24 protein-coding genes and 1 tRNA gene are annotated in these 23,676 nt (G+C 29.7%); 11 read left to right on the forward strand and 14 right to left on the reverse strand.

The window, feature by feature from the left end; translation table 11 throughout:
* Positions 1-125 precede the first annotated feature (125 nt).
* Genes corA through INR78_RS10465 form a run of 7 tightly spaced genes read right to left on the reverse strand, consistent with a single transcriptional unit; the run spans position 126 to position 5,542 of the window.
* Positions 126-1,205 carry a magnesium/cobalt transporter CorA gene (corA, locus tag INR78_RS10435; protein WP_223076463.1) on the reverse strand — a complete coding sequence of 360 codons (1,080 nt, stop codon included), beginning with the start codon at positions 1,203-1,205 and terminating at the stop codon, positions 126-128.
* Between the two features lie 2 nt (positions 1,206-1,207).
* Complete coding sequence (locus INR78_RS10440; protein ID WP_223076464.1) at positions 1,208-1,735, reverse strand: mechanosensitive ion channel domain-containing protein; 528 nt, start codon at positions 1,733-1,735, stop codon at positions 1,208-1,210.
* 40 nt (positions 1,736-1,775) lie between these two features.
* Positions 1,776-2,678, reverse strand: a complete 903-nt coding sequence (locus INR78_RS10445; RefSeq protein ID WP_223076465.1) for a septum formation inhibitor Maf — start codon at positions 2,676-2,678, stop codon at positions 1,776-1,778.
* A 33-nt stretch (positions 2,679-2,711) separates the two neighbouring features.
* Positions 2,712-3,305, reverse strand: coding sequence for a Maf family nucleotide pyrophosphatase (locus INR78_RS10450; RefSeq protein WP_223076466.1), 594 nt, complete (start codon positions 3,303-3,305; stop codon positions 2,712-2,714).
* Between the two features lie 2 nt (positions 3,306-3,307).
* Positions 3,308-4,216 carry a geranylgeranylglycerol-phosphate geranylgeranyltransferase gene (locus tag INR78_RS10455; RefSeq protein WP_223076467.1) on the reverse strand — a complete coding sequence of 303 codons (909 nt, stop codon included), beginning with the start codon at positions 4,214-4,216 and terminating at the stop codon, positions 3,308-3,310.
* Positions 4,217-4,260: 44 nt separating this feature from the next.
* Positions 4,261-4,791 (reverse strand): HAD family hydrolase, encoded by a 531-nt coding sequence (locus INR78_RS10460; RefSeq protein WP_106678714.1) that lies wholly within the window; start codon positions 4,789-4,791, stop codon positions 4,261-4,263.
* Positions 4,781-5,542, reverse strand: a complete 762-nt coding sequence (locus INR78_RS10465) for a Rossmann-like and DUF2520 domain-containing protein (protein WP_223076468.1) — start codon at positions 5,540-5,542, stop codon at positions 4,781-4,783. Before INR78_RS10465 ends, INR78_RS10460 begins: the two co-directional genes overlap by 11 nt.
* A 58-nt stretch (positions 5,543-5,600) precedes the next feature.
* On the opposite strand from INR78_RS10465, the gene INR78_RS10470 reads away from it, so the two are divergent.
* The 3 genes from INR78_RS10470 (at position 5,601) to mscL (ending at position 10,120) form a co-directional block, all read left to right on the forward strand.
* Positions 5,601-6,008 carry a group III truncated hemoglobin gene (locus tag INR78_RS10470; RefSeq protein ID WP_223076469.1) on the forward strand — a complete coding sequence of 136 codons (408 nt, stop codon included), beginning with the start codon at positions 5,601-5,603 and terminating at the stop codon, positions 6,006-6,008.
* 76 nt (positions 6,009-6,084) lie between these two features.
* Positions 6,085-9,297 carry a cytochrome c biogenesis protein CcsA gene (gene ccsA, locus INR78_RS10475; RefSeq protein ID WP_223076470.1) on the forward strand — a complete coding sequence of 1,071 codons (3,213 nt, stop codon included), beginning with the start codon at positions 6,085-6,087 and terminating at the stop codon, positions 9,295-9,297.
* Positions 9,298-9,661: 364 nt separating this feature from the next.
* A complete protein-coding gene (mscL, locus tag INR78_RS10480; RefSeq protein ID WP_223076471.1) occupies positions 9,662-10,120 on the forward strand; it encodes a large conductance mechanosensitive channel protein MscL in 459 nt (152 codons plus the stop codon).
* 27 nt (positions 10,121-10,147) lie between these two features.
* On the opposite strand, the gene INR78_RS10485 is transcribed toward mscL, so the two are convergent.
* Positions 10,148-10,519 carry a hypothetical protein gene (locus tag INR78_RS10485; protein WP_223076472.1) on the reverse strand — a complete coding sequence of 124 codons (372 nt, stop codon included), beginning with the start codon at positions 10,517-10,519 and terminating at the stop codon, positions 10,148-10,150.
* 142 nt (positions 10,520-10,661) lie between these two features.
* Between INR78_RS10485 and INR78_RS10490 the strand changes: the two genes are divergently transcribed.
* The 4 genes from INR78_RS10490 to INR78_RS10505 all read left to right on the forward strand — a co-directional run bounded on the left by INR78_RS10490 (position 10,662) and on the right by INR78_RS10505 (position 13,589).
* On the forward strand, positions 10,662-11,816 hold the full coding sequence (locus tag INR78_RS10490) for a PLP-dependent aspartate aminotransferase family protein (RefSeq protein ID WP_223076473.1): 1,155 nt from the start codon (positions 10,662-10,664) through the stop codon (positions 11,814-11,816).
* A 4-nt stretch (positions 11,817-11,820) separates the two neighbouring features.
* Positions 11,821-12,711 carry a 23S rRNA (adenine(1618)-N(6))-methyltransferase RlmF gene (gene rlmF, locus INR78_RS10495; RefSeq protein ID WP_223076474.1) on the forward strand — a complete coding sequence of 297 codons (891 nt, stop codon included), beginning with the start codon at positions 11,821-11,823 and terminating at the stop codon, positions 12,709-12,711.
* Positions 12,712-12,715: 4 nt separating this feature from the next.
* Complete coding sequence (gene bshB1, locus INR78_RS10500; protein WP_223076475.1) at positions 12,716-13,432, forward strand: bacillithiol biosynthesis deacetylase BshB1; 717 nt, start codon at positions 12,716-12,718, stop codon at positions 13,430-13,432.
* 81 nt (positions 13,433-13,513) lie between these two features.
* A tRNA-His gene (locus tag INR78_RS10505) sits at positions 13,514-13,589 on the forward strand.
* Between the two features lie 46 nt (positions 13,590-13,635).
* Here the strand turns inward: INR78_RS10505 and INR78_RS10510 are convergent.
* From INR78_RS10510 to INR78_RS10530, 5 genes are all read right to left on the reverse strand, one after another.
* On the reverse strand, positions 13,636-14,088 hold the full coding sequence (locus INR78_RS10510) for a hypothetical protein (RefSeq protein ID WP_223076476.1): 453 nt from the start codon (positions 14,086-14,088) through the stop codon (positions 13,636-13,638).
* Positions 14,089-14,224: 136 nt separating this feature from the next.
* Positions 14,225-15,784 (reverse strand): M28 family metallopeptidase, encoded by a 1,560-nt coding sequence (locus INR78_RS10515; RefSeq protein WP_223076477.1) that lies wholly within the window; start codon positions 15,782-15,784, stop codon positions 14,225-14,227.
* Positions 15,785-15,879: 95 nt separating this feature from the next.
* Positions 15,880-16,914: a M28 family metallopeptidase gene (locus INR78_RS10520; RefSeq protein WP_223076478.1), complete on the reverse strand. Its 1,035-nt coding sequence runs from the start codon at positions 16,912-16,914 to the stop codon at positions 15,880-15,882.
* 160 nt (positions 16,915-17,074) lie between these two features.
* Complete coding sequence (locus INR78_RS10525; protein ID WP_223076479.1) at positions 17,075-17,407, reverse strand: FUSC family protein; 333 nt, start codon at positions 17,405-17,407, stop codon at positions 17,075-17,077.
* Between the two features lie 3 nt (positions 17,408-17,410).
* The gene (locus INR78_RS10530) at positions 17,411-18,202 is read right to left on the reverse strand and encodes a DUF3108 domain-containing protein (protein ID WP_027879728.1); all 792 of its coding nucleotides are present in this window, start codon (positions 18,200-18,202) and stop codon (positions 17,411-17,413) included.
* A 132-nt stretch (positions 18,203-18,334) separates the two neighbouring features.
* Between INR78_RS10530 and INR78_RS10535 the strand changes: the two genes are divergently transcribed.
* The 4 genes from INR78_RS10535 (at position 18,335) to INR78_RS10550 (ending at position 22,132) form a co-directional block, all read left to right on the forward strand.
* Positions 18,335-18,727: a hypothetical protein gene (locus INR78_RS10535; protein WP_255593063.1), complete on the forward strand. Its 393-nt coding sequence runs from the start codon at positions 18,335-18,337 to the stop codon at positions 18,725-18,727.
* A 65-nt stretch (positions 18,728-18,792) separates the two neighbouring features.
* Positions 18,793-19,518: a heavy metal-associated domain-containing protein gene (locus tag INR78_RS10540; protein WP_223076480.1), complete on the forward strand. Its 726-nt coding sequence runs from the start codon at positions 18,793-18,795 to the stop codon at positions 19,516-19,518.
* A gap of 1 nt (position 19,519) precedes the next feature.
* Positions 19,520-21,757: a TonB-dependent receptor gene (locus INR78_RS10545; protein ID WP_223076481.1), complete on the forward strand. Its 2,238-nt coding sequence runs from the start codon at positions 19,520-19,522 to the stop codon at positions 21,755-21,757.
* Positions 21,758-21,775: 18 nt separating this feature from the next.
* Positions 21,776-22,132 (forward strand): heavy-metal-associated domain-containing protein, encoded by a 357-nt coding sequence (locus INR78_RS10550; protein ID WP_223076482.1) that lies wholly within the window; start codon positions 21,776-21,778, stop codon positions 22,130-22,132.
* 46 nt (positions 22,133-22,178) lie between these two features.
* Here the strand turns inward: INR78_RS10550 and INR78_RS10555 are convergent, their stop codons facing one another.
* The gene (locus INR78_RS10555) at positions 22,179-23,573 is read right to left on the reverse strand and encodes a hypothetical protein (protein ID WP_223076483.1); all 1,395 of its coding nucleotides are present in this window, start codon (positions 23,571-23,573) and stop codon (positions 22,179-22,181) included.
* Between the last annotated feature and the right edge of the window lie 103 nt (positions 23,574-23,676).

The raw sequence follows: 23,676 nt of genomic DNA on the forward strand, positions 1-23,676 counted from the left end.
TTTTAAGAGTTAAAGCTAATTTTTATTTCTATAATTTATTTTCTTTTTGACACGAATTGTCACAAATCATTTACGTTTGCTAATTGCTAATTGCTAATTGCTAATTGCTAATTGCTAATTGCTAACTACAGCCACTTTTTACGTTTAAAGTAGTATAACATGGCTAAGAAAATAAGAATCATAACAGCCCAAACTACATGATAGCCATACTTATAATGTAATTCTGGCATGTTAACAAAATTCATCCCGTAGATACCAGCAATAAAAGTTAATGGAATAAAAATGGTGGCGATAATGGTTAATACCTTCATAACTTCGTTCATTTTATTGCTAATGGTTGTCATGTACATATCCATTAAACTCCAAATCATTTCGCGATAAATATCTAAGTTTTCGGTAACTTGTATAATATGGTCGTAAACATCTCTAAAAAAGTGTGTTGTCTGTTCTTCAATTAAACTATTTGGGTCTTTTTCTATGCGACCAATAATTTCGCGAAGCGGAAAAATAGCACGTCGTACTTTTAAAACTTCTCGTTTTAAATTTTGTATTTGTTGAGAGATTTCTTCTTGAGAAATTCCATTAAAAAGATCGTCTTCAAGGTCTTCAATTTTATTACCCATAGTTTCTATAATGGCATAATAATGATCTACGATAGCATCTATTAAGGCATACAATAAATAGTCAGCACCTTCAGTACGAATACGTCCTTTTTTGTGTCTAATACGATCTCTTACATTTTCAAAAACATCACCTTCGGCTTCTTGAAAAGTCAATACATAGTTTTTGCCTAGTACAAAACTTACTTGTTCAGATATAATAGTTTCACTATCATCGTAATACATCATTTTTAAAACGATAAAGATGTAACTTTTATACTCGTCAATTTTTGGACGTTGCGATGTATTTACAATATCCTCTAATAGTAATGGATGAAGTTGATAGTAACTACCTATGGTTTCTATCTCGTTTATATTATTTAATCCGTTAAGGTTAACCCATGTTACAGACTCTGTATCTTTAAACACAAACGCTTCTTCTATGTTAGAAAGGTCTTTTTCGTGTATGTCGTTATCGGTATAATCAAAAGAATGAAGGTGTAATTTTACGTCTTCTTTTTTTCCTGTATAAACCAATGCGCCAGGTATTTGACCTAAGTGCTTTTTATAGTTTTGTGTGCGTTTTTTTTGTTTTTTTTTTGCCATAATTAATGGAAATCTCCAAAGTCTTCAATTGCGTCTTTCTGAACTAAAGTTACAGCTTTTTGTAGAATTAAATTGTTTGGATACGTCACCAAATCTCCATTATCTAATCTTAGATGAAGCTGAAACGCACGAATATCTTCAATAATACCTTCTAAAGGCGAATCTTTATCGTGGATTTTTATTTTATCTCCAACCTTATAAGGAAACGAGAAAAACATGATTATTCCAGAAGTAATGTTGCTTAAAATAGACCAAATGGCAAATAAACCAATACCAATAACGGCAAAAACCGAAGAGAAAAGTAGTGTTAGGTTTTCTAGTGTTGCACCAAATATATAAGAAACAAATAGTAAAAATATTAGAATTAGAGTAAAGGTAGAATATCTAGATATTAACCCAATTCTAGCATCATTGATGCTACTTTTTTGCCCTATTTTTTTAATTGAAATTTTTAAAACAGACCTTATTATTAAAAAAATAATAAGAAGAATAATTGTTTTTAAAATTTCGTCTTGTAAATGCTCAAACATGTATTAAAATTTTGGTAAATATAGATTTTAAACTGAATTGTTAATCTAATTGTAATGTTTTTCTTAACGGTAAATCCTTATTACTATTTTGACTCCAATATGCGGTATTTATAGTTTTAAGTTTTGTCGCTTTTGTGGTTAATCCGTTTATAGTTTCTTCCCAACCTGTAATGGTAAAAGGAAAATTGTTTTCGAAATTAATAATTAGGGTTTTGTTTAATTTTTCAATTGAAAGCGTGTATTTTCCTTCTGAAATTTCCGCGAAAGCATTATAAGCTTTTAAAGGTTTATGTTTTAAACGAATGTATTCTAAACTTGGAATAATTTTAAAATTACCAGTAGGAAGACTGTTTGGATCAATGCGAAGTTGTGTCCAAATTTCGTTCTCCAAAACTGCTTTTTCTAAGTTGAAATTTTGATCTGCTTCACCTTCAAAATAGGAATGCGATGTAATTTCAAATTGCTCTCTGTTGTTGATTTGTGTGTAAATTTGTCCGCACCATTCTTGTATAGAAGCACTAACTTTTAAAGCATGTTGATTGTTTGCAACGGGATAAAATGTACTTTGCATAATGCTGTACGGATAAATACCAGTGTTAAATTTTTTTGTGGCATTCAATTTTAATACGTTAACATTTTCTGGGTTTTTCTGGTCTGCTTTTACTTGTACTTTTGGTAAAAAAGGCTCTGTGACGTAAACTAATACAGCTTTTCCGTCACGTAATTCGCCATAACGCGCTTGTTCTAGTTTGTAAGAAGTGATTTCGGCTTTTCCAGCATACCAATAGTCTTTAAATTGTTGGTTAGGTTTATAGGCTGGCGGTAGCTTTTTTTCTTCTTTTTTAGTTGTAATTTTTTTAGGTGAATCTGTAGTTTGTTTTTGTTCTTTGCAAGCAAAAGTAAATAGACAAGTAAGTAAAATTGTGGTTAGTTTAAATCGCATGGTTATAAGAAATTGTAATATAAATTTACAATCTTAAAACTCTTCTGCAATGGTATTTAACGTTTTGTAAACAAGATGAGTTGGCATACCAACAACGTTAAAAAACGAGCCTTCAATACAGGTTACTCCAATTTGTCCAATCCATTCTTGTATACCATAAGCGCCAGCTTTATCTAAAGGCGAGTAGGTTTTAATGTAATGCCAAATCTCTTCATCTGTAAACGCTTTAAACGTTACTTTTGTAGTTGCATTTACCGTTTTTTGAAAGATTTTTGTACGTACACATACAGATGTAATCACTTCGTGAGTATTATCGCTTAAAGATTTAAGCATTGCAAATGCTTCGTCGTTGTTTCTAGGTTTGCCTAATGCTACGCCTTTATGCCAAACAATGGTATCGCTAGTTACTAATATTTCATGTTCTTTAAGTTCGTCTAAAAAAGGTAAAGACTTTAATTGCGCAAGATAGTCGCTAATTTCAAAATGCATTAAGCGATTAGGGTAATCTTCTTTAGTGTCTTTTAATCGGACTTCAAAATCTAATCCTAAATCTCTAAAAAACTGTTGTCTTCTTGGTGATCCAGAAGCTAATATTATATGTCTGTCTTTTAGTTTTTCTTTCAGCATAATTATATGATAAAATAGTACACGACCATAGATAGCATGCCTAATAACATTACGACTTTTAATAATCTGCTAATCAATTTGAAATCCTTTTTGTTTTCAGCAGAAAACAATTTTATAGCAATATAGATTAAAGGCGCTATCACAGCAATTAAAAAGTAAATAATGGCTATGGTCTGCATATAAAGATACGCATTTAAGTAATAGGCTAATATTAAAATGGAAGCAATAGTTAACCCAAAAGCAATTTTTGAAGCTCTATTTTTACCTAAGACTATAGGTAAAGTTTTCATCTGCGCGTTGTAATCGCCATCAATATCTTGGATATCTTTTACAATTTCTCTAATAAATGTAATTAAAAATGCAAAAACAGCGTAATCTACAATAACTTCAAACATCGAAGATTGTATAAACTTGTTTTGCATATTTATGGTAGGTAGTAAATCGAAAATACCAACAACAATTAGACTTAATGCTACAAGACCACTTATTACAATGTTACCAACAAGTAGCATTGGTTTTAAAAAGGAAGCATAAATGTAAAGTAGTGCGGCAATGACTACAAAAATGCCAAAAAAGGTACTTCTGTTAACATCGTTAGCTAGGTAAAACCCAGTAACAACGCCAATAAAAGTAAATGCCATATAATAATTATAGGCTTTATCTTTTGCAATGGTTTTTCCTACTATTTGCTTGTTAGGTTTATTAATTGCGTCTGTTTCTACATCAAAAATATCGTTAATAATATAACCGCCAGCAGCGATACATACGGTTGAAATAACCAAAATGATAAATTGAAAAGTACTAAGCGTTGTATCTACATTAAAAGCAGGAAACATAGCATATTTTATAAGTACTTGTACTAATGCAATTAAAATTAAGTTTTTATATCTAATTAGGTTGATAATATTCACTAGTTGTTGGTTTTTTAGTTTTTTGTTATTCTAATTTTGTCGAATTAAAATGTTTGGGCATCAAAATCGCTGTCCCATTTCCCTTGAACTTTTAATACTTGTTGTATAACATCTCTTACGCAACCTTCGCCGCCTAATTTATGTGATACATAATTACATATGTCTTTAACTTCTGGTACTGCGTCTTGTGGACAAGTAGCTAACCCTACTTGTTTAAGTACTGGGACATCTGGTATATCGTCTCCCATATACAACACATTTTCTGCATTGATGTTATTATTGCTAATATATTCGTTATACTGAGTTAGTTTTTGATGAGCGCCCAAATAAACATCTTTAATACCTAAATGTTGTAAGCGCAATCTAACACCTTCGTTTGTCCCGCCAGATATAATACAAATATTAAATCCATGATTAAGTGCTTGTTTTATTGCATAACCATCTTTAACATTCATATGTCTTATCATTTCGCCAGAAGTAGTTATAGTAACCATTCCGTTAGTTAAAACGCCATCTACATCAAAAATAAAGGTGTTGATTTGGTGTAAGTATTCTTTGTAGCTTTTATCTTCCATTATGTGTTTTTTTTATAGATGAGGTCATTAGTTTATAAATAGCTTCATGATGCTCGTTATCTAATAATTTTAAATGTCTTTTTATTGTTTTTTTGTCGTTACGTTTAGCTGGACCAGTTTGTGCCTTGTATGGCGAAACGTCTTGAACTTTTTTAGCAGTTTCGGTAATTAATGGTTTTAAAATATCAAATTCTGCACCATGGTGTTCTGTTATTTCATGAGCAACTCTATACAATTGATTAGTGAAATTATTTACAAAAACAGCAGCTAAATGTAAAGCCGGTCTTTGATCTGGATTAACTTTGTAGATTTGACAGCCTAACGCTTTTCCGACAGATTTTAAAAGTTTAAAGTCTTGTTTTCTTAATGTTTCAATACAAATTGGTACCGTTGTAAAATCTAAAGCAACATTTTTACTAAAAGTTTGCAACGGATAGAAAACACCGCGATAGTGCTTTTTATTAATATCATATAAACTAGCACTTCCGGAAGTATGAACAACTAAACGTTTTTCAAAAGGAAGGTTGTTGCTTAAAGTTTCAATTGCATCATCGCTTATGCAAATAATATATAAATCAGCATCAACTAATTCGTTTAAATTATCGGTAATATTAACTTCATTTTTATATAATGAAATATTGTTTAAAGTACGATTGTACCATTGTACAACGTTAATGTTATCAGTAGCAGAAATTGCTTTATATAAATGAGTGGCTACATTTCCTGCGCCAAGCAAAACTATTTTTATCATGGTGTAAAAATAATAAGAAAATATCTATAAAAACGGACATTAACGTATCTTTGTTATAATGATTAAAGACGATATAAATACACGAGAAGATGTTGCTTTGTTAGTAGATCAATTTTACAAAAAAGTAAGAGCAAACGCTATTTTGGGACCAATTTTTAATCAAGCTATTACCAATTGGGATCAACATTTAGACCACTTAACCACGTTTTGGGAAAGTAGCTTGTTTATGGGGAAACCTTTAAAGAAAAAATATATAGGAAACCCATTGGAAGTGCACGTAAAAGTAGATCAAGCAAATAATAATAGTATTACAGAACATCATTTTGGTATTTGGTTAAACCTTTGGTTTGAAACTATAGAACACTTATTTACAGGTGAAAATGCAGAGTTAGCTAAACGAAGAGCAAGAAAAATGGGCACGTTTATTCATCTTAAAATTTTTGAAGCAAGGCAACAAAACAGTTAAACTTTTTAACTATTTAAACTGATTTTAAACCAACAAAAACAACTATCTTTGCACGAGCAAAAAAAAGGCTTTACCTATGCAAAATAAATTGGGCAAGATTCTATTCTCAACACGATTAACAGCTATATTATTTATTGTATTTGCCATCGCTATGGCTACTGGTACATTTTTAGATGCCAAAATGGATACATCTCCAACACCTTACACGCGTAATTTAATTTATAATGCATGGTGGTTTGAAGCCATAATGGTACTTTTTGTGGTTAACTTTATAGGTAATATTTCAAGATACAGGTTGTTACGTAAAGAAAAATGGGCAACACTTTTATTACATCTAGCATTTATATTAATTATAGTAGGTGCAGGAATAACAAGATATTACAGTTTTGAAGGTATGATGCCTATACGTGAAGGAGAAACTAGCAACGCATTTCTTTCTCAAAAAACATACATCACAGCATATATTGATGGTGATTATATGATTGATGGCGTACCACAACGTCTACCAATAGAAGAAGAAGTTGATTTTTCTGGTAGAATGAAAAATAGTTTCAATCTAAATACGGCTTATAATAATCAACCGGTAAGTATTGAGTTAGTCGAGTTTATTAAAGGTGCAGAAGAAACAATTATCCCAAATGAAAATGGCGAAAATTATTTAAAAATAGTAGAAGCAGGTCAAGGCGCACCACACAATCATTTCTTAAAAGAAGGCGAAGTACAAAGTATACATAATGTGCTTTTTGCATTAAATAAGCCAACAGATGGTGCTATTAATTTAACAAATTCTGAAAACGGAATTACAATTAATTCTCCTTTTGATGGCGAATATTTGCAAATGGCAACAATGAGCCAAGGTAAACTTGTTAAAGACAGTATTCAACCATTTATGTTACGTTCGCGTTACATTATAGGAGACATGCAATTTGTAGTTCCAAACCCAATAATTAAAGGAGAAATAGGCGTTGGTAAAAAATCTCAATTATTAAAATTTGATGAAGATGGTGTTATACTAGATGTTACTGCAAACGGAAAAACTAAACGTGTTGGTTTAATTGGTGGACAAGGAACAAACAATCCTTTCAAAAAAATCACGATCGATAATTTAGATATTAACCTCAAATACGGCGCAAAAGTCTACAAATTACCATTTAATGTAAAGCTGAATGATTTTATCGCTCAAAAATATCCTGGTACACAAAACTCTTATCAAACCTTTGAAAGTAAAGTGACCATTTTTGATAAAGAAGAAGGCGATTTTGATTATCATATTTACATGAATCACGTTTTAGATCACAAAGGATATCGTTTCTTCCAGGCTGGTTTTGATCCAGATGAAAAAGGAACTAAACTATCAGTAAATCATGATTTTTGGGGAACTTGGGTAACTTACATTGGTTATTTCTTATTATACATAGGTTTGATGGCAATTATGTTTGATAAAAATTCACGTTTTGGAGATTTAAAGCGACTTTTAGAAAAAGTAAAAGCTAAAAAAGCAGAACTTTTAACTATATTTTTCTTGTGTTTCGCTTTAAGCGGAATAGCTCAAGACAACCATGATCACACAGAAGACGATGGTCATGATCATCAAGTTACGGTACCAAAAACACCATCAAAAAGACAAATAGATTCTATTTTAAAGGCAAATGTAGCACCAAAATCTCACGCCGAAGAATTTGCAAAGTTAGTTTTACAAGATTTAGATGGTCGTATGATGCCTATAGATACATATGCTTCAGAATTACTAAGAAAATTAAGTAAATACGAAGCTTATGAGGGTATGACAGCTAATCAACTCTTCTTAAGCATTCAAGAAAGTCCGATGCTATGGTATAATGTGCCAATTATTTATATAAAACCACGTAAAGGAGATTCTATAAGAAGTATTATCGGAATTAGTAAAGATCAAGAGTATGCTAAATTATTAGACTTTTTCGGAGACGATTTTAATTACAAATTAGATAGGCAACTTGAAGAAGCTTATGAGACGCAAGTAAAAACAGCTATACAAAAAGAGTTTATAGAAGTTAATAATCGTGTTAATTTATTAAGTAATGCGATAGAAGGTAGATCGTTAAAGATTTTTCCTGTACCTAACGATGACAATAACACTTGGATTTCTCCATTTGAATATAAAAACGAAGGTTATAATCAAAAAATCCAAGACTCAACCTACGGAAGTTTTATAAACGCTGGATTTGATTGGTATTTATATAGTTTAAATGAAGCAAAAAAAACAGGAGATTTCTCCCAGCCAGAAAAATTATTAAAAGCATTTAAAACTTCACAATCTAAAGTAGGAGCTGAGATAATGCCAAGCGACTCAAAGATAAATGCAGAAATACTTTACAATAAATACGATGTATTTAAAAAGCTTTTTGTTTACTACTTATTGGCAGGAATTATATTATTAGCTTTATTAATTTGGCAAATTTTTAAAATTGATAGTAAGTGGTTAAAAAATAGTATCACGGTATTTAAAGTAGTAATTTTAGTATTATTTGCTATTCATACTTTAGGTTTAATTGCAAGATGGTATATATCTGGTCATGCACCATGGAGTAATGGTTACGAGTCTATGATTTATGTAGCTTGGGCAACTATGTTTTTTGGATTTGGTTTTGGTAGAAAAAGTGAGCTAACAATTGCGGCAACATCTTTTGTGGTTTCAATATTATTAATGGTAGCACATTTAAGTTGGATGGATCCTGCAATAGCAAACTTACAACCAGTATTAAATAGTTATTGGTTAAAAATACACGTAGCAGTCATTGTTGCTAGTTACGGTCCGTTTACGTTAGGCTTTATAATTGGTTTAGTAAGTTTATTTTTAATGGCATTTACTAATAAAAATAATAAAACCAAGCTAGATTTAAGTATTAAAGAATTAACTTATATAAATGAAATGGCTTTAACCGTTGGTCTAATTATGCTTACTATTGGTAACTTTTTAGGCGGTCAATGGGCTAATGAAAGTTGGGGAAGATATTGGGGGTGGGACCCAAAAGAAACTTGGGCTTTAATAAGTATAATGATATATGCATTTGTAATACATATGAGATTAATACCAGGCTTAAGAGGAAGATGGACATTTAATTTATGGTCTGTAATTTCTATTGGAAGTATTATTTTTACATATTTTGGTGTTAACTTCTATTTATCTGGGTTACATTCTTATCAATCTGGACAAGATATTAGCTTAATTTATATTGGCGTTTCGGCTATTTTAATTGCAATTTTAGGTGTTTTCTCTTACAGAAAATATATCAAATTTTATAAAAAGTAAGTTTTTAATTACTTTCTAAGAAAATAATGACTAACTTGATACAAATTATAAATTGTTAATTTTTAGTGGAATATATTAAAAAGTTAGGTTGGGGTAACATATTTATGTTAATTCTTTGTCTAGTAATCATTATAGTAGCCGAATACTTATTTCTTAACGGATATCAACTTCATGGAATATTTATTGGGCTTTGGGCACCAATGCTTATTGGTATATTGATTTTTATAAAGCTTATAAACGATGGGAAATAATATTGTATTTTGGTTTTCTATTATAGTATTTATTTTAGTGGTTTTATGGGCTTTTTTCATGCTAAGAGCTTATAATAAAACCCGAAAAAAATAACTTCACGTTAAATATTTAGATGAAATTTTTAAAAGAATTTAAAGAGTTTGCCGTAAAAGGCAATATGATGGATATGGCTGTAGGTATTATTATTGGTGCCTCATTTAATAAAGTGATAGATGTTTTAGTAAAAAAAATATTTATGCCACCATTGTCACTAATGACAGATGGATTAAACTATCAAGATAAACGATATATATTAAGAGAAGCTATTACCAATGATAATGGAGAAGTAACTACACAGGAAGTTGCCATTTATTACGGCGAGTTATTTGAAGCTTTTTTAGATTTTCTAATTGTTGGACTAACAGTCTTTTTAGTTGTTAAAGCTATGAATAGGTTAAGAGCCAAGTCCCATGATACAAAAGATAAAACTGTAACAACACCAAAAGACATAGAGTTGCTTAGCAAACTTTCAGATTTAATGGAAGAACAAAACAAACTCCTTAAATCTAAATCAGATATAAGTTCAAAATAAATAAGCCTGTTTTAAACAGGCTTTATATTATAGTTTAATAAGGTTTTTATCTAAGTTAAGATCATCTAAAATTTTATTTGTAAAGCTATAATGACCTTTTGTTGTAATAATTTTAAATCGGCTGTTTTTCATTCTTGAAACTACATCAATCAAACGCCATTTGGTTTTTAAAAGGTTAGGTTTTTTACTTTTAATACCAAGCTCAAAATAATATTTCCTACTTCGTTTAAAAGCAGTTATATCTGGTGTTACGGTTACTTCACCATCTTTTTTAGTAAAAGAATTTGGAGTATCATAACCATCAAGGTCTGCTTTAATGTTTTCAAAACCTAAATATTCTAGGTGTTTAATAGATTGTTCTAAAATGTCCGTATGTTCTTGTTTATCAATTGTTACCATAACCCTTAGTATACAAAAAGTAGATGTTTTTTTAGGTTAAAGAAGTGTTAAAACCAGTATAAAGCCTGTTTATAAATCTATAATTATCAATGTTAAAGATGCATATTTTTGTATTTTAGTTGTTTAAAAATTGCAATATAAAATGAAACATAAAAACTTAGGATTAAACACTATTTGTTCTCACGTCGGAGAAGTAGAAGATAAACAATTTAAAGGTGCAGTTTCGCCTATATTTTTATCTTCTTCATATGAGTTTATGGATGTAGACGTAAAACGCTATCCAAGATATTTTAATACACCAAACCAAGAATATTTATCCAAAAAAATAGCAGCTTTAGAGCATACAGAAGCAGCAATGATATTTGGTTCTGGTATGGCAGCTATTAGTCATATGTTTTTAGCATTTTTAAAAGCAGGAGATCATATTGTGGTGCAAAACACAATTTATGGAGGCACAACAAATTTTATAAGAGAAGAGTTCCCTAAGTTAAATATAGAATTTACTTTTACAGATGGTTATCAAGTAGAAGACTTTGAAGCAGCTATACAACCAAACACGAAGTTAATTCATATAGAAACACCTTCAAATCCATTATTAACAATTATAGACATAAAAGCTATTGCCAAATTAGGGAAAGAAAAAGGTATTGTTACTAGTATTGATAATACATTTGCAAGTCCCGTAAATCAAAATCCAGCAGATTTTGGTATCGATTTAATTATGCACTCTGCAACTAAATATTTTGGCGGACATAGTGATATTTGTGCAGGCGCAATAGCAGGAAGCAAAATACACATGGATCGTATATGGAATGTCTCTAAAAACCTTGGCGGAAGTCTTAGTGATTTTACTGTTTGGATGTTAGAACGTAGCATGAAAACCATGGGACTACGTGTTAAAGCCCAATCTAAAAACGCTTTAAAAATGGCTAAATGGTTAAATAAGTTAGATGAAGTTAAACAAGTTAATTATCCTGGTTTAAAAGATCATCCAGAGCATAAATTGGCAAAGTCACAAATGAAAGATTTTGGAGGTATGTTATCTTTTGAATTGAAAGATCATTTAGATGCCGAAGCTTTTCAAAAAGCATTACAATTAATTAAACCATCAATGAGTCTTGCTGGTGTAGAAAGCACTATGTTATCTCCAGCGCAAACATCACACTCTTTACTAACACCAGAGCAGAGGAAGCAATTGGGTATTAGTGATGGATTAATACGCTTTTCTGTAGGGATAGAAAATACTAAAGATCTAAAAGCAGACATAAAACTAGCTTTAAAAAATATCAAAAAGTAACATTTTGAAATCTGCTAAAGGACATACAAATAATTATAACTTTGAAGTTTTAATAGATAACTACCCAAAACTTCAACCATTTGTTTTTAAAAATAAGTACGGTAATTTAGCTATAAATTTTTCTGAAGCCAAAGCAGTTAGAGCATTAAATACTGCAATCATAAAAGCAGATTACGGTATTAATTTTTGGCAATTTGATGACAATAATCTAACACCTCCAATACCAAGTCGTGCAGCATATATTCATCTTTTAAAAGACTTATTACTAAGTAGTAATTTAGATGGAAACATAAAGGTTTTAGATATTGGTACAGGCGCAAATTGTATTTATCCGTTACTTGGTCAATCAATTTATAATTGGCAGTTTGTTGGCTCAGATGTAAATAAAAGTTCGATAAAACAAGCTGAAAAAATTATAGCTAAAAACCAATTAGAGGATAAGATTTCAACAAGATTTCAAAACAATCCAAATCAAATACTTCAAGGTATTTTGACAAAAACAGATATCTTCACCCTAACTATGTGTAATCCGCCTTTTTACAAAGATGAAACTGAAGCAAATTCAGCCACATTAAAAAAGTTAAAAGGATTAAATCAAGACACAAATAGTATAAGCCGAAACTTTTCTGGAATATCAAATGAATTGTGGTATAAAGGTGGAGAAAAAGCATTTTTACATAATTATTTATACGAAAGTAGCTTGTTTAAAAATAAGTGCTTTTGGTATACAACATTAGTTGCTAATAAAGACAATATAAAATCGATGTATGCGTCTTTAGATAAATTAGGAGCAAAAATTATAAAAACTTTACCAATTAATATTGGTCAAAAAAAGAGTAGAGTAGTAGCTTGGACTTTTTTAAATGAAGACCAACAAAAACAGTGGAATAAATAACATAATGAAAGTAGATATATTAGCATTTGGAGCACATCCAGATGACGTAGAGTTAGGCGCAGGAGCAACCATAGCAAAAGAAGTAGCAAATGGTAAAACAGTAGTTATAGTAGATTTAACTAAAGGAGAACTTGGTACTCGTGGTACAGAACACACACGTAAAGCAGAAGCAGAAGATGCTAAAAACATACTAGGTGTTGCAGCAAGAGAAAATTTAGGCTTTGCCGATGGTTTTTTTACTAATGATAAGCAACACCAGTTAGAAGTCATTAAAATGATACGCAAATATCAACCAGAAATAGTGTTATGTAATGCTATAGACGATAGACATATTGATCATGGTAAAGCTAGTAAACTAGTTAGTGATGCGTGTTTTTTAAGTGGATTGATAAAAATTGAAACAGAAATAGAAGGAAAGCCGCAAGAACAATGGAGACCAAAACAAGTTTACCATTACATACAATGGAAGCATATAGAACCAGATTTTGTTGTAGACGTTTCAGATTTTATTGATATAAAAATGAAAAGTGTCTTAGCTTATAAAACACAATTCTATAATCCAAACAGTAATGAGCCTCAAACACCAATTTCTAGTAAAAATTTTACAGATAGTATTATTTATAGAGCAAGAGATTTAGGGCGTTTAATTAATAGTGAATACGCAGAAGGATTTACAGTTGAGCGATTTGCAGCAGTAAATAGTCTTTTTGATTTAAAATAGTATAAAAATTATTTAAAAATCTTTTGTGATATTTAGTAAATAAACTACATTTGCACACGCATTTTAATATGCGTTATACACGGTGGTTGTAGCTCAGTTGGTTAGAGCGCCTGATTGTGGTTCAGGAGGTCGTCGGTTCGAGACCGATCTTCCACCCAAAAAGTAAAAGCCTTTCATTTTTTGAAAGGCTTTTTTTGTAAACTTTATTTAAAAAATTTTTCTTTTAATAGTTTATAGCCATTCCAATTACAAGTATCATCTTTTCTTACTATACTTTTATCGTTATTTAACTTAAACGTGAAAGAGTTTACTGTTGTGCAGCCTCTTTTTGTGTTGTTTATATTTATTAATTGTGTTTCAAATTCAATTAAATAATCAATTTCTGATGGTTTTATGATTGTTGATTTTTTTATATCGTTGCTTAAAAGTTTAGCTATAAGGGTTTCGTCTAAATATTTAAATTCTAAAGTTTCTGAATGTTGATTAAAACAACCATAGGATTGAAATGTTATACTTAATTGATCTCCTTCTTTTAAATTTTTAAAAAAAAGGTATTGATTTTCTTGTGCTTTAATGGTCTTTAAGTCAAAAGAAGCAGGTACATAATATATGTTTGTATAAGATAAAAGGATACTAAATAAGAGTAAGAATTTCATTTTAATAATTTTTTAATTACTCTAAATAAAAAATAATCTACCTTTTATCAAAAGCGTAATGAGTAAACGTTACGTTTTAATGAGTAAAAGATAGATTATTAATGGTAAAAGTTATTTTACTTAGCAGTAGTTATATTTATTCTGCTTTATCTACAACAATTCTTTGGTCACGATTAGCTAGTTCCCAAGCGGTGTAAAATACTAAACGCGCTCTATTTTCTAATAGATCATAATTAATTTTTTCTACAGTATCGCTTGGTCTATGGTAATCATCATGTGTACCATTAAAATAGAATATAACCGGAATATTGTTTTTTGCAAAGTTGTAGTGGTCACTTCTGTAGTAAAAACGGTTGGGATCGTTTTCATCATTATAAGTGTAATCTAATTCTATATTAGTGTACTTACTGTTTACTTCTTCAGAAATATTATGTAATTCTGTACTTAATTTATCACTTCCGATTAAGTAAACATAATTTCTGTCACCTTCTCTTTTAGGATCTATACGCCCAATCATATCTATATTTAAATCTGCAACGGTTTGATCTAAAGGAAAAATAGGATCCATATCTGCATAATAGCTACTACCTAATAAGCCTTTTTCTTCTCCCGTAACATTTAAAAATACAATAGAACGTTTTGGTCCGTGACCATCTTTTTTGGCTTTAGCAAAAGCTTCTGCAATTTCTAAGACAGCGACAGTACCAGAACCATCGTCGTCTGCTCCATTATTAATTTCGCCATCATGGTTACCAATGTGGTCTAAGTGAGCAGAGATAATAATATATTCGTTTGGTTTTTCTGTTCCTTCAACAAATGCAACTACGTTATTTCCGTTTAAAGCTTCAGATTTATTAGTATAGTCTATTTCAATACTTGCATTGTAAACTTTATTAGTAAAAGCGTTGTTTATTGCTGTATCTGTTTTAAGAATAGCTTTTGCAGCATTATCATTTAATAACATATAATACATGTTATTATCTTTACCGCTTAGTGCCATACGTCCGCTAGAGCTACCATAGCGTCTAGCAGCCATACCAAAAATATTTGGATTATAGTATAATACGGCTTTAGCGCCTTTTTCTTTTGCAATATCACGTTTTGTAGCAAATTCTTGTCTTAGGTTAGACCATTTAGTAGCTTCTTCTGTACCAGAGATTAGGTAAGTGCCATCTTCGTTTTTAGGTTCTCCAGAACGTATAAAAACGACTTTACCAGAAACATCAATATTTTTATAATTAGAGTAATTGTCGGCCTCTATACCATAACCTAAATCAATAACTTGGTTTGCAGAAAATTGACTTGTAGGCATTGCTGTGATAGATACAATATCTTCTAAGTTTTTTAATGCAGTACCATTTGCGGTTAAAGTTACATCTGGAGCTGCTAGTTTTTCTAGTGGTACTTTTTGAAAATAATCATTGTTTCCTTTGGCAGCAGGAACACCATAAGTCATGTAGTGGGCTTTTAAAAAGTTTACAGCTTTTTCTTCGTCTTCTGTACCTGTTTCTCGTCCATTAAATTCATCTGATGCATATTCATAAAGAAGAGTTTTTAACTCGGCTTCAGTAATTGTTTCGGCATAAGTTGTTGGACTAACTTCTTTTTGAGTTGTTTTTTGTTCTGCTTGTTTTTGTTGACTACCACAAGCAGCAAGTAGTAAGCTAAGGCTAGCAATAGATAATAATGATTTCATATGTAATTGTTTTAAGAGCTATAATTGCCTCTCAAAAATAACACAAAATTCTAGTTTGAAGGTCTAAGATTTAATAATTAAGAAGAATTTAATTATTAAATATCACTGTTATGTAAAAGAGAATTTTCTTTATGCGCTAAGTACCATGCTGTAGAAAAAATAAGTTTAGTACGCTTAGCTAATAAGTTAAAATTAATTTTATCTGCAGTATCAGAAGGTTTGTGGTAATCTTCGTGAGTACCGTTAAAGTAGAAAATTACAGGAATATTTTCTTTAGCAAAATTATAATGATCTGATCTGTAATAGTATCGGTTAGCATCGTCTTTTTGATTAAAAGTATAATCTAATTCTATGTTTGTTGAGGTAGAATTTACCTTTTCTGAAATAAAATGAAGCTCTTTACTAATTCTGTCAGAACCTATTAAGTATATATAATCTGGATTATCTTTATGTTTATCATCTACACGTCCAATCATATCAATATTAAGATCTGCAATGGTGTTTTCTAAAGGAAAAAGCGGATGTTGTGTGTAGTATAAAGAGCCTTGTAAACCAATTTCCTCTGCAGTAAGATGTAAAAATAATATACTTCTTCTTGGTAAAATCCCATTACGTTCTGCTTCTTTAAAAGCTTGTGCTATTTGTAGCATAGCAACAGTACCAGATCCATTATCGTCTGCACCATTATTAATCTGTCCATCAGTTACGCCTAAATGGTCGTAATGTCCAGAGATAATTAATACTTCTTCAGGTTTATCTTTCCCTTTTATGAAGGCTACAACATTTTCTGAAGCATTATATTTTTTTGGAAGAAATGACTTTGGTATATATTGAAAATACGTTGAATCATTACCAGGTAATATTTTTTCTTTGACATAAAAATCTTTAATATAGTTTGCAGCTAACTTTTGACCTTTGCTTCCAACTTCTCTACCATTAAAAGAGTCTGAAGCTATATCATAAATTTGAGATTTAAGTTCTTCTACAGTAATTGTTTTTGCATATTTACTAATTGTTGCAGAATCTTTTATAACAATTGAATCTTTAAGATTATTTATTTTGGTTGAATATCTAGTGGTTGTACAAGAACCAACTAAGGATAGTGCAGAGATTATTAAAAGCGATTTCATTATCAAGATGAATGTTTGGTCGGTAAAGATATGTTTATTTGTTTCAAAAATAAATGTTTTTCTTTTTAAAATTTATCAAAACACATTAATTATCAAGACAATAAAAAAGAGGAATCTTATTTTATGATTCCTCTTTTTTGATTAGATAGGATTTAATCTGTTATTCTAGATCTATATCTAAATCTTCAAGTTCTTCTAAAGCTTTTTCTTCATTTTCTTTTTCACGTTGCTCTAATTCTTCTGTGTTACCAACTTCTTGTACAGTAAAAACAGTTTTATAAGTAGATAAGCCTAAAGCTATTATTACTAATAAAAAAGAAACTTGTACAACATGCGTAGACTGTTTGTCTTTTTTTGATTTTATAAAGGAAATAATACCAAAAACTAAAGCTAAAATTGCTAGTATAAAAGCTAATTTAAATAAAGGTAATATAGCTAAGATAATTGCTAAAATAGCACAAACTAAAGATAATATTAAGGTTACTTTTTTCATAATTTAATTTTTTAAGCCAGTTGCAGATTTAATTTTTAATTCTCCACTTCCAACAGCTATTTTAAATTTAGCATACACAGGTATTTTATTCTCATCTGCGGTAAGCCATATAATATTAGCGTTACTTCCTTTTAAAACATTATTATTAGTAACGTTTATGGCTATTTTATAACATTCTTTTCTACCAATAGCAGTGTTTATAGTTTCTTTACCTAAAAGTTTAAAGCTACATTTAACTTCTTTATTATCAAATAAAACTGTAAAGGTATCACTAGCTCCAACAGGTGCTTTGTGTATGTCTAAAGTTCTTAATTTGTATAAAGTAGAAACTATATCTCTTGTACCTGGCTTAATTTTTATAGTATTATTTCTGTCCCAAAAACCAGAAGCAAAGTTTTTAGATTTTTTTCTAATTAAACTAGAAACTGTGTTAGTTTTATAACTGTACTTGTACTTTACAAATTTATAATAGCCACCTTCACTAATATCTCTTTGGTATAAATATGGAGCTACAGTTTTTGGGTTAACATAGCTTTCGTATAAATCTCTAATTTTAAAAAAACTATCAAAATTAGAATATGTTGTTGCTGAACATTTTAAACGATATAATGTAGTGCCGCTTGTATTTACAGCGCTTGTTTCCATTTTAACTTCGGCAATATCTGTTAAAATGCCAGACATATTATAAGCTGCTGAAAATGTTAGTTTTTCACCTGCTTTAAAAGCATTATTATTTTGAGCAAAAGAAGCACAGGATAATAATAAAACTGTAATAGTTGTAAAAAGATGTTTCATAGGTTGTTTATTATAATTTCAAAGATATAATATAACACGAATTGTGCCGAATATTAATCTACAATATTTTAAAGACATGTTAAACCAAATGTTAAACGCTTAGTAAGTCATTTTATTTTGTAAATTTGCATCGTGAAACTAAAAATTTTACATAGCGTCTTTTCAGTTTTAATGGCATTTTTAGTGCTGTTCTCTACATTATCTTTTACTGTAGAAAAGCATTATTGTGGTGATCGTTTGGTAGACTCAGCAGTGTTTTCTAAAGTAAAAAAATGCTCTGAGGTTATTGAAATGCCAAAATCATGCTGTAAAGACGATGTAGAAATAATTAAGGGACAAGACAAGCTTAAAGTTACTAAGTTTGAAGACTTAGATATAAGTAAGCAAATTGTGTTTACTGCGTTTGTTTATAATTTCTTTTTGTATAAAGAAAGTTTACCAAAACAAACTATTCCGCATCAATTTTATTCACCACCAAATCTAGTTATAGATTTACAGCAACTTCACGATGTTTACATAATTTGATTTTACAATTTTTTATATAACTCCGCTTTTGCGGAATTAAAAATTGTACAATTAAATTAAAAATCATGACACACACATATAACGTTACAGGAATGACCTGTAATGGTTGTAAAGCTTCTGTTGAAAAAGCTTTACAAAGTTTGGATTATGTAACAGATGTTTCGGTAGACTTAGAAAATGCCGAGGTTGAAATAGGTATGTCTAAACACATTTCAATAAATACTTTACAAGACACATTGTCTAGTAAATATACTATTAATAAGAAAAGTAAAGAGAACAACGTATTTGATTCAGATTATAAAGAAAAAGAATCACTAATGAAGCAGTTATTTCCTTTGTTTTTAATCTTTGGATATATTATTGCAGCCTCATATTTACTAAATAGAAATAGGTTTGATGTTTCAAACTTTATGCTAGATTTTATGGGGATTTTTTATATTGTATTTAGCTTTTTTAAGCTTTTAGATTTAAAAGGTTTCCCTGAAAGTTTTAAAATGTATGACCCATTAGCTAAAGCTTTACCTGCTTATGGTTGGATTTACCCTTTTATAGAATTAGCTTTAGGTGTAATGTTTTTAATGCGAATAGAAATTTCTGTAGCTTTAATAGTTACAATAATAATTTTAGGCATTACAACAGTTGGTGTAACAAAATCCTTATTGGACAAAAAAACAATACAATGTGCTTGTTTGGGTACTGCTTTAAAATTACCAATGACCAAAGCTACATTTATAGAAAATTCCATTATGATTATAATGGCAATAGTAATGCTAATTGAAATTTATGGGTAATATGAAAAAGCTATTTATATTACTATTTTGCTTTTTTCCATTAACCATTTTTGCACAAAACCAACTAAAGGGTTATGTGTATGAAGCAAATGAAGAACAAAAAGAAAACCCTTTACCTGGCGCTAATCTAGTTTGGTTAAACACAACAGTAGGAACATCTACAGAATTTGATGGCAGCTTTAGTTTACCTTTAAGTAAAACTTCTAATCAATTAGTGATTAGTTATGTTGGTTTTAAAACAGATACAATAACAGTAAACTCAAGTAAAACGATAAAACACTGGTTAGAACCTACAACAAGTTTAGATGAAGTGGTTTTAGACTCTAAAGTTAAATCTACTTCAAGATCTTATATACAATCAGAAAACATACAGTATGTAAGTAGTGATGAGTTATTAAAAGCTGCATGTTGTAATTTGTCCGAAAGTTTTGAAACTAACCCTTCTATAGACGTTAATTTTAGCGATGCAGTAACAGGAACTAAGCAAATTAAAATGCTAGGTCTATCAAGCCCTTATATTTTAATTGCTACCGAAAATATTCCATCAGTTCGTGGAGCTTCTCAAGCTTACGGATTAAGTTTTATTCCAGGGACATGGGTAGAAAGTATACAAATTACTAAAGGAGCAGGAAGCGTTGTTAATGGTTATGAGAGTATATCGGGACAGATTAATGCCGAATTACAAAAACCAATTACAGACGATAAACTTTTCGTTAATGCTTATGCAGCATCAAATGCAAGGTTAGAACTTAACACTCATTTTAATACAAAAGTTTCTAAAAATATAAGTACCGGTGTTTACCTACATGGTAATACGCATCAAGAAGAACACGATCGTAACAATGATGGATTTTTAGATATGCCAAAGTTTAATCAAATTAATGTGATGAATCGTTGGCAGTATACTAATACCCAAAAGGGTATTGTTACTTTTTTAAACCTTAAGTATTTAGATGATTATAAACAGTCAGGTCAAATTAATTTTGATCCAGATACAGACAAATTAACAACTAATAACTGGGGAAGCGAAATAGATACTAAACGTTACGAAATTTCGGGTAAATTTGGATATGTAAATTCGGACTTACCTTGGCAAAGTTTAGGTATTCAAATGGCATTAAGTAATCACCAACAAGATTCTTACTTTGGTTTAAATGAATATAATATAGAACACACAAGTGTTTATTCTAACGTTATTTATAACTCGATAATAAGCGACACTAGACATAAAATAAAAACAGGTGTAAATTTTACGTATGATAATTATGATGAGTTTGCATTAAATACAAATTATGATAGGGTAGAGCGTAGCTTTGGTGGTTTTTTTGAGTATTCTTTTGATAATTTAAAAAAATTTAACCTTACTGCAGGATTACGTTTTGATACGCATAATTTATTAGGCGAATTTATTACACCACGTTTTCACTTAAGATATTCTCCTTGGAGTAAATCTGCTTTTAGAGCCTCTTTTGGTCGCGGTAAACGTAGCGCTAATATTTTTACAGAAAACCAGAACTTATTTGCGTCTTCAAGACAGTTTTCAATTTTAAATAATAATGGACCAATTTATGGTTTAGACCCTGAAATAGCATGGAATTATGGCGTGTCATATCTACAAGGTTTTAATCTTTTTGGAAGAAAAGCAGATGTAACTTTTGATTTTTATAGAACAGATTTTAAAAACCAAGTGGTTGTAGATTTAGAAAATGCTCAAGCTGTTAGTTTTTATAATTTACAAGGTAGTAGTTACGCAAATAGTTTTCAAGTTGAAGTAAACTACGAAGCATTTAATAACTTCGATTTAAGAACAGCGTATAAATATTACGATGTTAAAACCGACTACCAAACGGGTAAATTATCAAAACCATTAACACCAAAACATCGTTTTTTTGCTAATGCAGAATATAAAACAGAATTAAAAAACCAAAGTCAATGGAAGTTTGATGCTACTTTTAATTGGTTAGGAGAACAACGATTTTCTTCAACAATAGATAACCCAATACAATATCAATTAAATAAATTTACTCCAACAGTAGCTACATTAAACATGCAAGTTACTAAAGTGTTTTCATCTAAATTTGAAATATACTTAGGAGGAGAAAATATAACAAATGTAAAACAAAATAATCCTATAGTTAGTGCAAATGACCCTTTTGGAACATCTTTTGATACTAATTTTGTGTACGGTCCAATATTTGGAAGCATGTACTATACAGGATTGAGATATAAATTAAATTAAAATATAAAACTATTTACAATGAAAAAATTATTGATTTTATTAATTATGGTAGTTACTACAACTGCTTTTGCACAAGACAAAAATAAAAAAGCTTCTTTAGAAGTAGATGGTGTTTGCGGTATGTGTAAGGCAAGAATTGAAAAAGCATGCTACCAAACTAAAGGCGTAAAAAGTGCTAACTGGAATGTAGAAACACATGAATTAAAGCTAATTTACGATGAGCGTAAAACAAATTTAGATAGCATTAAAAAAAGTGTAGTATCTGTAGGACACGATACAAAAACGCTAAAAGCAACAGAAGAAGCTTATAACTCTGTACACGCATGTTGCAGGTATAGAGATAATGAAGTACAAAATGATCATAAGAAAGACTAAAAAAAAGCCTGCTAATAAGCAGGCTTTTTTTATATAAAATATGTTCTTATTTATTAATCAAGGCTAATAACTCGTTTTCAAATTTGATGTCAAACATATTACCTTTAGGATTAACAATATTACCTTTTTTATCCACTAAAAATACTTTGTTAATAGGACTTATAGCTAATAATTCTACAGCTTTTTTAGGCGATTTAAAATGATACTCATTAATAAAGGGTAAGCGGTTACGCTGTAAAATATCTGCTTGTTCTCTTGTACTAATGTTATTTACATTTATAGCAATAAATTCTATTTCAGGGTATTTTTTACTTAGTTCTGCAGCTTTTAGATGTACATCTTTTAAGTGGTATCTGTAGCGCTTAGATACATCCCAAAAATATATAACACTAGGTTTCTCTATTATTTTTTTTATAGATAAAAACTCATCATTTTTATTGATTACTGTTACGTCTGGCAAAGTGTTACCTGGTTTTAATCTTTTGTATGTGTTAACAAGTTTGCTAGCCTTAACTATTTGATCTTTATTAGTACTTTTCTTTTTAAATAAATTTAAAAGCGTCTCGTAATCTTTATCATTTTCAGACCCATTAATAAATTTAACCATGTTATAGTAAAGCAGTCTGTTTTTAATAAATGTATCATTTATTTTATCGCTTATAAGATTAAACTTATCTATGTTATACTCTAAAGACTTATTATTATAGGTACTATCTTCAGAGTGTTTGAAGTGTTGTTGTAGAGCAAGATTATTAAAGTGCACTCTTAAAAAAGATACGTAAGGTCTGTATTCTCTTAATATATTACTATTGTAGTCTATATCTTTTCTGTAGTTGTAAAAATTTTCAGGTAATTCATTAAAGATTTGTTCTTCGTTTTCTCTGTAATTTATAAAAGGATACGCTTCTTTACTATAATAATAGTTATAATCAATCTTAGCTTTTGCTAAAGTGTTAAAAATCTCAGTAGTTTTGTTTTTTTCATTAAAACTTTTAAGCTTTTCTAGTTTTTGATTTCTAATTTCATCTAACTTTTCTTCAAATTCATCAGGCTCTAATTGACTAATTTTTAAGACAGAATCTTGTAATTTGTCGTTTAGAAGAAATAAATCAATTAAAAAATTATTTTCTTTTTCGCCAATACCCGTAAACACTAAAGATTCGTCAAACTCAATAGTGTTTAATCTAAACATTAAACTATCATTAGGTTGAATAAGTACTGATTGAAATTCTTTTCCATCATAAAATCTAAATAACCCAGGTTCAAAATCTTTAAAGGTGTAAGAAAAACGATTATTTTGATCTAAGTAAACACTGTCTAAAACCTTGTTATCCTTTAGTATAATAACAAAGTTAGAGTTAGGGTTAATAATTTCGCCTCCAAAAAAAGCATTACCATCTAGGCTAGCCTTTTTATCCTTTTCACAAGAAAAAAAACTCAAAGATATTGCTAAAAAAAAGTATACGAATTTATAATTCATTATATATTAAGGGCTTATTATCTATATATCAACAAAAATATGTTTTGCAATATATTCATAATGT

The organism is Mesoflavibacter sp. SCSIO 43206, from assembly GCF_019904215.1.
GTDB lineage: Bacteria > Bacteroidota > Bacteroidia > Flavobacteriales > Flavobacteriaceae > Mesoflavibacter > Mesoflavibacter zeaxanthinifaciens.

Excerpts from the sequence above, each read along its gene's own strand:
- INR78_RS10510 (WP_223076476.1), bottom strand. The coding sequence starts at position 14,088 with ATGAAATTCTTACTCTTATTTAGTATCCTTTTATCTTATACAAACATA.
- INR78_RS10445 (WP_223076465.1), bottom strand. The coding sequence starts at position 2,678 with ATGCGATTTAAACTAACCACAATTTTACTTACTTGTCTATTTACTTTT.
- INR78_RS10545 (WP_223076481.1), top strand. The coding sequence starts at position 19,520 with ATGAAAAAGCTATTTATATTACTATTTTGCTTTTTTCCATTAACCATT.
- mscL (WP_223076471.1), top strand. The coding sequence starts at position 9,662 with ATGAAATTTTTAAAAGAATTTAAAGAGTTTGCCGTAAAAGGCAATATG.
- corA (WP_223076463.1), bottom strand. The coding sequence starts at position 1,205 with ATGGCAAAAAAAAAACAAAAAAAACGCACACAAAACTATAAAAAGCAC.
- INR78_RS10485 (WP_223076472.1), bottom strand. The coding sequence starts at position 10,519 with ATGGTAACAATTGATAAACAAGAACATACGGACATTTTAGAACAATCT.
- INR78_RS10515 (WP_223076477.1), bottom strand. The coding sequence starts at position 15,784 with ATGAAATCATTATTATCTATTGCTAGCCTTAGCTTACTACTTGCTGCT.
- INR78_RS10525 (WP_223076479.1), bottom strand. The coding sequence starts at position 17,407 with ATGAAAAAAGTAACCTTAATATTATCTTTAGTTTGTGCTATTTTAGCA.
- bshB1 (WP_223076475.1), top strand. The coding sequence starts at position 12,716 with ATGAAAGTAGATATATTAGCATTTGGAGCACATCCAGATGACGTAGAG.
- INR78_RS10490 (WP_223076473.1), top strand. The coding sequence starts at position 10,662 with ATGAAACATAAAAACTTAGGATTAAACACTATTTGTTCTCACGTCGGA.
- INR78_RS10470 (WP_223076469.1), top strand. The coding sequence starts at position 5,601 with ATGATTAAAGACGATATAAATACACGAGAAGATGTTGCTTTGTTAGTA.
- INR78_RS10550 (WP_223076482.1), top strand. The coding sequence starts at position 21,776 with ATGAAAAAATTATTGATTTTATTAATTATGGTAGTTACTACAACTGCT.
- INR78_RS10460 (WP_106678714.1), bottom strand. The coding sequence starts at position 4,791 with ATGGAAGATAAAAGCTACAAAGAATACTTACACCAAATCAACACCTTT.
- INR78_RS10520 (WP_223076478.1), bottom strand. The coding sequence starts at position 16,914 with ATGAAATCGCTTTTAATAATCTCTGCACTATCCTTAGTTGGTTCTTGT.
- INR78_RS10540 (WP_223076480.1), top strand. The coding sequence starts at position 18,793 with ATGACACACACATATAACGTTACAGGAATGACCTGTAATGGTTGTAAA.
- INR78_RS10450 (WP_223076466.1), bottom strand. The coding sequence starts at position 3,305 with ATGCTGAAAGAAAAACTAAAAGACAGACATATAATATTAGCTTCTGGA.
- INR78_RS10440 (WP_223076464.1), bottom strand. The coding sequence starts at position 1,735 with ATGTTTGAGCATTTACAAGACGAAATTTTAAAAACAATTATTCTTCTT.
- INR78_RS10530 (WP_027879728.1), bottom strand. The coding sequence starts at position 18,202 with ATGAAACATCTTTTTACAACTATTACAGTTTTATTATTATCCTGTGCT.
- ccsA (WP_223076470.1), top strand. The coding sequence starts at position 6,085 with ATGCAAAATAAATTGGGCAAGATTCTATTCTCAACACGATTAACAGCT.
- INR78_RS10465 (WP_223076468.1), bottom strand. The coding sequence starts at position 5,542 with ATGATAAAAATAGTTTTGCTTGGCGCAGGAAATGTAGCCACTCATTTA.